The sequence below is a fragment of the Vulcanococcus sp. DEBay_Sum22DG08_74 genome, from assembly GCF_017852955.1.
Taxonomy (GTDB): Bacteria; Cyanobacteriota; Cyanobacteriia; order PCC-6307; family Cyanobiaceae; genus Vulcanococcus.
Map to the genome: position 1 here is coordinate 1 of NZ_JAFMKL010000069.1, position 9,021 is coordinate 9,021.

The 9,021-nt window shown below is 60.5% G+C and carries 8 protein-coding genes; 4 read left to right on the top strand and 4 right to left on the bottom strand.

From position 1 onward, the window contains the following. Nucleotides 1-56: 56 nt before the first annotated feature. A complete protein-coding gene (locus QZ184_RS08145) occupies nucleotides 57-770 on the bottom strand; it encodes a hypothetical protein (protein ID WP_247477527.1) in 714 nt (237 codons plus the stop codon). A 23-nt stretch (nucleotides 771-793) separates the two neighbouring features. Then, the gene (locus QZ184_RS08150) at nucleotides 794-1,597 is read right to left on the bottom strand and encodes a glucose 1-dehydrogenase (protein ID WP_296415568.1); all 804 of its coding nucleotides are present in this window, start codon (nucleotides 1,595-1,597) and stop codon (nucleotides 794-796) included. Nucleotides 1,598-1,707: 110 nt separating this feature from the next. Between QZ184_RS08150 and QZ184_RS08155 the strand changes: the two genes are divergently transcribed. Genes QZ184_RS08155 through QZ184_RS08170 form a run of 4 tightly spaced genes read left to right on the top strand, consistent with a single transcriptional unit; the run spans nucleotide 1,708 to nucleotide 4,620 of the window. Then, complete coding sequence (locus tag QZ184_RS08155; protein ID WP_247477524.1) at nucleotides 1,708-2,169, top strand: cupin domain-containing protein; 462 nt, start codon at nucleotides 1,708-1,710, stop codon at nucleotides 2,167-2,169. Continuing rightward, nucleotides 2,166-3,077 (top strand): SMP-30/gluconolactonase/LRE family protein, encoded by a 912-nt coding sequence (locus tag QZ184_RS08160; protein WP_296418986.1) that lies wholly within the window; start codon nucleotides 2,166-2,168, stop codon nucleotides 3,075-3,077. The genes QZ184_RS08155 and QZ184_RS08160 overlap by 4 nt, the downstream gene beginning before the upstream one ends. Then, nucleotides 3,074-4,051, top strand: a complete 978-nt coding sequence (locus QZ184_RS08165) for a VOC family protein (protein WP_296418988.1) — start codon at nucleotides 3,074-3,076, stop codon at nucleotides 4,049-4,051. The genes QZ184_RS08160 and QZ184_RS08165 overlap by 4 nt, the downstream gene beginning before the upstream one ends. A gap of 53 nt (nucleotides 4,052-4,104) precedes the next feature. Continuing rightward, nucleotides 4,105-4,620, top strand: a complete 516-nt coding sequence (locus tag QZ184_RS08170) for a DoxX family protein (protein ID WP_247477509.1) — start codon at nucleotides 4,105-4,107, stop codon at nucleotides 4,618-4,620. Here QZ184_RS08170 and QZ184_RS08175 read toward each other — a convergent pair. Both QZ184_RS08175 and QZ184_RS08180 read right to left on the bottom strand, forming a co-directional pair. Further along, nucleotides 4,617-6,200 (bottom strand): GMC family oxidoreductase, encoded by a 1,584-nt coding sequence (locus QZ184_RS08175; protein ID WP_296415578.1) that lies wholly within the window; start codon nucleotides 6,198-6,200, stop codon nucleotides 4,617-4,619. The genes QZ184_RS08170 and QZ184_RS08175 overlap by 4 nt on opposite strands. A gap of 38 nt (nucleotides 6,201-6,238) precedes the next feature. Beyond that, entirely contained in the window at nucleotides 6,239-8,902 is a 2,664-nt protein-coding gene (locus QZ184_RS08180; protein WP_296418990.1) for a glucosidase, read from the bottom strand. Between the last annotated feature and the right edge of the window lie 119 nt (nucleotides 8,903-9,021).

Genomic DNA, 9,021 nt, shown 5'->3' on the forward strand with positions numbered 1-9,021 from the left:
TGCGCAGAACCACGGCGGTGCTCTCAAACCGAGCACATGATGCCGCCGAAATCGCGTCAGATCACGGCCCGGTGATGCACACGCCCCAAAATCAAACCAATCAAGATGGCGACGTAGAGCTGCCCACTAATCGTGATCAGGTTCGCTAACACCTGAACCGTGACATCACTCGAACGCAGCACCTCCGTTCCCACCGTGGTGAGCAATGAAAACGAGGCCGCCATCAGGGCTGGAGCCACGGCCACTGTGAGGTCTCCCAGGGCCGAGAGCTGAGGAAGGGATGACTGCAGAAAGGCCGCTGGGTGCAGCACCCAAAGGGCTGTCAACAGCACACCACCAGCCAGACCGACACTGAGGTAACCCGAGGCGGCCCCAAGCACAACCGAGAAGGTCACATAGGGCTCCCGCACCAGAGCCTTGACCTTGCGAATCGCCACCACCAAAAGAAACAGAACCCAGACCATGACATGGGGCAGGGTCAGAATTTTTCCCAGGATTGGCCACCAACGCAGGGCCAGATGCCAGGTGATCTCCAGCACCACCGCGAGCGTCCCCAGGCTGTAGGTCAGGCGTTTACGCCCCAGCGGTGAATAGCGCGCCAAAAACACCATCAACTCGATGGCCAGCAGGCAGAGCATCAAGGACAGCAACCAGGGCACCCGCTGGGCCACCGGCAACAGCAAGAGCAACAGGAGTTGCGCCCCCAAGGTGATGCGATAACCGCGATGGCGGCGGCGCATCTGCAGCAGTTGCTCGGGGGTGATCTTCATGACCGCACGGTCAAGGCGTGCCCTTAAAGCCCAGGACTGCTCTGCATGATTCCGCCATCGGCAAAGATGCTGGTGGCCGTGATGTAGCTGGCGGCATCGCTCGCCAGGAAAGCCACCACCTTGGCGATCTCATCGGGCTGAGCCATCCGCCCCATCGGGATCGCGGCGTTGAGCTTGGCCAGCAACTCCGGGTTGTTCATCGTCGAGTCGTTGATCGGCGTGGCCACAGCGCCCGGACCCACATTCACGATCGTCACGCCCTTGGAGGCCAGCTCCACGCCAGCGGTTCGGGTCAACATCCGCACACCACCCTTGGCCACGCAATAGGGGGTGTTATTGGGCATCGGCCAGTCCTCATGCACCGAGGAGATATTGATCACCCGGCCGCCACTGCCCTGGGCGATCATCTGCTTGGCTGCGTACTGGGTCGCGAAGAAAACGCCGCGCAGGTTGACATTCAGGACCTTGTCGAAATCCTCTGGCGTGGTGTCCAGAATCGACGTCCTGGTTTCGATACCAGCGTTATTCACCATGACATCGAGGCGGCCATAACGACTCACAGCGGCCTCAACCAAACGCTGCAAATCATCCAACTTGCCCACATCGGCCTGCACCCCAAAGGAGCAGCCCCCCAGCTCGCCAATCTCTTGCTCGAGCTCTTCCGTTGCCTCGGGATGGGAGCGGTAGTCGATCACCACCTTGGCGCCAAGGCGGGCCACCGTTTCAACAATCGACTTACCGATTCCGCTGTTGCCGCCCGTCACGATGATCACCTTTCCCTTGAGGAAATTGGAGAGGGTCTCCATGGCGTAGGGATTCGTCGACATGCCGTTTGATCACTCATCCGCAGGGTATGCATGGCGGCGGTAACAGACCACAGCTGACAACCACCAGGACCAAGGACAAGCTGAGCTGGGGCCCACCGCAACAAGAGACCGTGAACAACAGCGACCAAGGCATTGCTCTTGGCTACTGGCACCTTTGGCGTGATGCCGATGGCATCAGTCGACAGACCTACTGCGAGCTCAGCGGTTTTGAGTTGATCCAACTGGGACCGCGCAATACCCCTCTGTTCAACAGGGTGATTGAGAACGAGTTAATGGCCACGGCCGTGGTCTTACCCGTGGGTTGGAAAGCGAGCTGGCATGAAAACCCAGCACCCAAATTGATCTATGTGCTCAAGGGGCGCTGGGCCATCACGAGCATGGATGGCCAGCGCATTGAAGTGGGGCCTGGCGAGTTCTCCTTCGGCGGCGATCAGAACTGCATCACCGATGCAGAGGGACGCTGCGGTCACCTCTCCGAACAACTGGGGGATGAGCCCTGCATCCAGATGGCCATCCAACCGCGGGATGAGCGCTGGCTGAATCTGCAACCGGGTTGTTTTGCCCAGCCATGAGCCCGCTTGCTCCTCACTGCGACTGCCTCGACCCGCGCTTCAAGCAGCTGGTGCTCTTCAACGCGGAGCTCGAGCTACTTGCGGAGGGATTTCGCTGGCTGGAGGGTCCGGTCTGGTTTGGAGACCACCAGTGCCTTCTGTTTAACGACATCCCTAACAACCGCACGCTGCGCTGGAGCGAACGCGATGGGATCAGTGTCTTTCGGGAACCCTCTGACTTCGCCAACGGACAAGCCCGTGATGCCGCTGGACGCCTGATCCAATGCCACCACAGCAGTCGCTGTCTCACCCGACTGGAACACGACGGACAGGTGACGACCCTGGTGGATGCGGCCGAAGGTAAACGCCTGAATGCACCGAACGATGTCGTGGTGAAGCGGGATGGATCGATCTGGTTTAGCGATCCCCTCTATGGCCTGCTCAATGACTACGAAGGGGGCCGGCAAGCCTCTGAGCAACCAGCTGCGCTCTATCGCCTGGACCCTGAAACAGGCGAGCTTGATGCAGTGATCCGCGACCTCGACGGACCGAATGGTCTGGCCTTCTCACCCGATGAGCAGTGGCTGTATGTCGCTGAGACAGGAGCCCCTGACGCCGATGAACCGCGGCAACACATCATTCGCTATCCAGTCGCAGCCGATGGACGCAGCCTGGGACCGGGTCAGTTCTTTCACAAAGTCAATGTCGGCTGGGCCGACGGATTTCAAATCGATGAGCAGGGGAACCTCTGGTGCAGCGCCGGTGATGGCGTGAATGTGATTGCCGCAGATGGAGCGCTCCTCGGAAAAATTCGCGTTCCCCAACGGGTCTCGAACCTCTGCTTTGGCGATCGCTACGGCAGTCGCCTCTTCATCTGTGCCTCGAACCAGCTCTATTCCCTCTTCACCAACACCCGAGGTACCCGATGACTCCCCAGATCAAAAGCATCGGCTTCAGCTGCTCAGATGCCAACCGCCTCAGCGCGTTCTACGAAACACACCTCGGCTTCAGCCCGGTGGCCGCGTTCGACATCGACGCCGGTCCCTACGCGGAGCTCATCGGCCTGCCTGGAAGCCGCTTGCGCCTGCACCAACTCCAACTCGGCCAGGAGCGATTGGAGCTGACTGAGGTGCTGGCACTGGGGCCAGGACTACGTCCTGGGCGTCCGATTCCGAAGGAGTCCAGAAGTTGCGATCTCTGGTTTCAGCACATCTGCATCGTGGTCTCCGACATGGCGAAGGCGGCGGAGCCGATCACGGCCCAGGTGCAGGCCGGTGCGCTTCAGCCCATCTCCACTGGACCGCAAACGTTGCCGGAGTGGAACCAAGGGGCGGCTGGAATTCAGGCCTACAAATTCCACGACCCCGAAGGACACTGCCTTGAGCTGCTGCAGTTCCCGGGGGGCAAAGGCGATGCCCGCTGGCATCCCAGCACGCCTAGGGGCACCTTCCTTGGCATCGACCACAGCGCCATTGCGAACGCCAACACCGAACGCAGCACCGCGTTCTATGGAGAACTCCTCGGCCTGCGCTTTGGCGGTGATGGGGTGAACCATGGCCTGGAGCAGGACCGGCTGGATGGCCTGGAGGGAACGCGGGTCCACATCAGTGCCCACCGCTGCCCCGAGGGAGCGGGGGTGGAATGCCTGAACTACATCGAGCCCACCGGGGGGAGGCCCCTGCCGGTCGATCAATCCGCGGCAGACCTGGCCCACTGGCAGATCCGCCTTGAGGTCGCTGAGCTCGATGCCATCAGCCAACGTCTCGAGTCCTTTGGCGGCTCGCACGTGTCCGACGGAGTGCAGACGCTGAACAGCGAGCAGGCTGCGCTCTTGGGTTTCCAGCGGGGATTGCAGGTGCGCGATCCAGACGGCCACCAGCTGCAGTTAATCAGCGTGGATTAAGCGCGGCCGGTTTCGGTTGTGATGTCTAGTTTTCGGGAAGTCACGGAAGTGCTGTGGACGTCACTCTTGTGAATTTGCTGGTGCCCGATGCACCCGCAGGTCTGGCCCCTTCGCCTATTGCGGAAGCCTCCTTGCTGGTGCTGCGGGTCTTTACGGGGATCTGCTTCATCCGCCATGGCTGGCCGAAGCTGAAAAACCTGCAGACCTGGTCGCAAATGTTGGGCACCCCGGCCTGGCTCTGCTTTCTCTCAGCCGGATCGATGTGGGCCGGCGGCATCGCGCTGGTGGCCGGAATCCTGACCCCGATTGCGGCCTTTGGAATTCTGGTGTCGATGGCCTACGCCATGGTCCTGGAGATGAAGGGTGGACTGCCCTTCGTTGCCGTTGACCCCTATCTGATTCCAGAAGGGGACTACGCCGGCCCCCTGGGGGTGGGCGAGCCCCCCAGCTGGGAGAAAGCGGCGATGTATGTCGTGATGTGTGTTGTCTTGATCGGTTGCGGCGGCGGCTTCTTCTCGCTGGATCACGCCATTACCGAGCAGGTGCTCCAGACCGGCCTCACCCTCTAGGTCTTCAGGCGAGCCGTCAGGTGCTCGCCCACACGAATGGCATTGGCGATGGCGGTGAGGGATGGATTCACCGCCCCAATGCTGGGGAAGAAGCTGGTATCGACGACATACAGGTTGTCGAGCTCATGGGCCTTGCAATTGACATCGAGCACCGAGCTCGCCGGATCCGTGCCAAACCGGCAGGTCCCAGCCTGGTGACCCACGGCCGCGATGCCCATGGCATTTTTGATGTACACCTGACGCTCCACCAGGTGTTTCTTCAAGTAGAGCTTGTCGAGGATTCCCTGAAGGCGACCCCAGAGCCGATCCGCTGAGGTCTGGTTATTGACCTTGTAGTTCAGGTGAATGTGCCCCCCCGCATCGATCGTCACCCGGTTATTTGGATCCGGAAGATCCTCCGTTGACACCCAAAAGTCGAGGGCGTGTTCGGCGATTTTGTCCATGGTCCAGCCCGGAACCAGGAAGGTCTCCAGTGGGGCGTAGCCCTTCATGATCGCGCCGCGGGTCTTACCCGTCATTTGAATATTGCCCATCGGGTAGTCGTAATCGGCATCGCCGAAATACCAGTCATTGATTGAGATGGTCTTCTGGAAGACCGTTGGATTGGGCTCGTGGGACAGGGCAACGGCGGCCTTGCTGTTGTGGAACATGTAGTTCCGGCCCACCTGATCAGAGCCATTGGCCAATCCGCGGGGATGACGGTCGTTGGCCGACATCAACAGCAAGCGGGCGCTATTCGCCGCGCCGCAACTCACCACAACAACATCGGCCTTGTAGCTGAGCTGTTCCCCATCGCGTTCCACCTCAACGGAGGTGACGGCACTCCCCTCTGGATTGGTCACCAGACGCTTCACCTCAGCGCGGGTCAAGAGGGAGACATTGCCGCTTTCCTTGAGCGCCGGTCTGACACCACAGACCTCGGCATCACCTTTGGCATGCACCAGACAGGGGAAGCCATCACAGTTGTTGCAGCGCCTGCAGCGGCTGATCTCCATATTGGCTTCATTCAGCATCACGCCACTGGGGGCGTGAAACGGGTTCAATCCGGCCGAACGCAGATCATCGGCAAGCTGTTGAATCCGCGGTTCATGGGAAATCGGCGGATGGGGATAGGGCGCTGAACTTGGGGGGTCGGTGGGGTCCTCACCGCGAAGTCCATGGACGTGATACATCTCCTCAGCCTTTTGGTAATAAGGCTCGAAATCGCTGTAGCGCAGGGGCCACGCCGGGGAGACGCCGTCGCGGTGTTCCAGCTCCTCAAAGTCCCGCTGCCGCAGACGGAAATGGTGGGCGCCGTACATCTTGGTGGCACCACCGACGAAGTAATGACTTCCTGGCTGGAACGGCTGGCCCTTGCCGTCGTACCAGATGTCTTTGGAGACGTATCGACCCTTCTGAAAAACAGCTTCGGCATCCCAATTCTCCGGTTCCTGGGGCAACCAATCCCCGCGCTCCAGGATCAAGATGCGCAGACCCGTCGGCGCGAGAACCCGCGCCAAGGTGCCGCCACCAGCACCACTGCCAATGATCACCAGATCGAAGTCCTGACGATCGGGCTTCTGCAGTTGTGCCTCAAACACTGGATCAACCAGCCACTACCCGCAAACTAGAAACGGGCTCAATGGCTGTCCGCTGATTGTGATGAAGGGGCGCCTGGCGCTGGATAGCGGCTGAGCTGATTGATCATCTTGCAGACCATGGCCGTCCAACCGGTTTGGTGACTCGCTCCGACGCCCCGGCCGTTGTCGCCGTGGAAATACTCGTTGAACAGCATCAGATCCCGCCAATGGGGATCGTTCTGAAACAGCTCCACATCGCCCAAGAAGGGCCGCTGACCGGAGGCATCACGGCGAAACAAATTGACCAAACGATGCTGCAGTTGCAGCGAGACATCCCAAAGATTCAGCCAGCAGCCAGAGCCGGTGGGGAACTCCACCTTGAAGTCATCGCCGTAGTAGTGGCCAAACTTCTGCAGGGACTCAATCAAGAGAAAGTTGATTGGGATCCAAACGGGACCGCGCCAGTTGGAGTTACCACCAAACATCGCCACCGGGCTATCGGCTGGGCTGTAGGCCAAGGTTTGGGTCTCACTCCCCTCGGTAAAGCTGTAGGGCTGGTCTTCGTAGACCTTCGAGAGGGCGCGAATGCCGTAGGGCGAGAGAAACTCTGATTCGTCAAAGAGTCGCTCGCAGATGCGGCGTAGCCGCTGCTCCGGCACCAGGGCAAACAGCAGGCGGTCATGGCGCCATTGCCCGAAGTGATCCAACAACCAATCAGGGCTGGTGCGTTCATGCAAAAACCAGCTCAAGCTCTGGGTGACATCAAGAACAGGCAGCCGTTTGATCGTCTCAACGTCAAAGCTGGCCACAGCCAACAGTGGAATCAGGCCAGAGACCGAGCGGGTCCGCAGGTATTCCGTCGATCCATCCGGTCGTTTGATGACGTCGTAATAGAAGCCGTCCTGCTCATCCCAATTCAGGTAGCCGCGATTGCCGGGCAGGTTCAGCGTCAGGGCCAGCTGAACAAAGTCGTAGACAAACCGCTCCGCGATATCGGCGTACTCGGGTTCCGTGCGCGTCAATTCCACACTGATATTGAGCAGGTTCAGGCTCAAGGAGGCCATCCAGGCGGTCCCGTCGCACTGCTCAATGCGGCTGCCATCGGCCAAGGGGTAACGGCGATCAAACACCGCGATGTTGTCGAGACCGAGGAAGCCCCCCTCAAAGAGGTTGTCTCCCCCCCGGTCATTACGGTTCGCCCACCAGCCGTATTCCAGGATCAACTTCCGCAGGGCCGCATGCAGAAAGCCCAGATCGCCCTCGTCGTTCTGCTTGCGCTCGATCTGAAAAATGCGCATCGCCGCCCAGGCGCCAATCGGCGGGTTGGGATCAGAGAGGGCCCACTCGTAGGCAGGGGTTTGCGCATTCGGCGCCGTGTAGTGGGGCGTCCGCAGAACCATCGCCTGTTGCTTGGCCGTCGCCGGATCGATCACCGCAAAGGCGACCGCATGGAACATCAGGTCCCATTGGCAGAAGTAGGGGTACTCCCAGGCATCGGGCATCGAAATCACGTCGTGGGCATGCAGCCGCTGCCATTCCGCGTTGTCCGTCGCCCAGCGCTGGGGGGGTGGCACCGGGGAGGTCGGATCGCCGTCCAGCCAGCGCAGAACACTCCAGCCGTAGTACTTCTTGCACCACAGCAACCCTGCCGCGGCGCTGCTGTGGATTAAACGGTCCTCCTTGGAGAGGTTGGGAACACGCTCGGCGAAGAACTCGTTCCATTCCCGCTCCCTTTGCACAAACAGGGCATCAGTCTCAGGACCAAAGGCCTCATTCCCGCTGGTCTCGTCCTGGGCCATCAGGCGCAGGTCCACCTGCCATTCCTCGCCAGGTTGCAGGGTGCGCTGCAGGAGGCGAGCAGCCTTGGTCCCGCTCTGCTGGGGGTTGATCGCCCCCTGCTCGGACTCGATCAAATAGCGGTGGAAGCCATCTTTTTGATAGGGCCGCGTATTGGGCTGTTGATAGAGGCGTTCGGTGTTGGTTTCGTTGTCGGTAAAAATCCAACGCCCTTCATTACGGCAGTGGAGTTCGTAGCCGCCCAAGCCACCACCAACCTGGGCCTGCAGGACATCACCCTTGAGACCCATCGGCTGCTCCTGCTCATCCGGGTAGCCCCAGCTCCAGGTATTGCGTAACCAGAGGGTGGGCAGCAGGGTCAACGGAGCCGCCTGATCACCGCGGTTGATCACCCTCAGGCGAATCGCCAGGTCGCGGGGGGAGCGCTTGGCGTACTCGATAAAGACATCGAAATAGCGGCTCTCGTTAAAGATGCCGGTGTCGACCAGTTCGTACTCGGGTTGATCGCGACTGCGCCGGCCGTTCTCAGCAATCAGGTCTTCGTAGGGAAAGCGCTGCTGCGGGTACTTGTAGAGCCCACGCATGAAGCTGTGGGTCGGCGTATTGGCGAGGTGGAAGTAGTAGTCCTTGAGATCCTCGCCGTGGTTCCCCTCGCCGTTGGCCAAGCCAAAGGGGCGCTCCTTGAGGATTGGATCCTGACCATTCCAAAGGGCCAGCGAAAAGCAGAGGCGACACTCCGAGTCGCAGATCCCCAGCAGACCGTCCTCGCCCCAGCGATAGACCCGTGAACGGGCATGGTCATGGGGAAAGGAGGTCCAGGCGTTGCCATCGGCGGAGTAGTCCTCTCGAACCGTCCCCCATTGCCGCTCCGGCAAGTAACTGCCCCAAAGCGACCAAGGCACCTGGTCCTGGTCCCGTTCCGCCATCCGGCGGAGTTCAGAGGTCGCCTGGCCCGAGCCGCTGGTCACAGCACACCCAACACCTGATCGCCAATCCGCAGGGCGTTGGCGATCACCGTCAGCCCCATGCCCACGGCCGGACAACT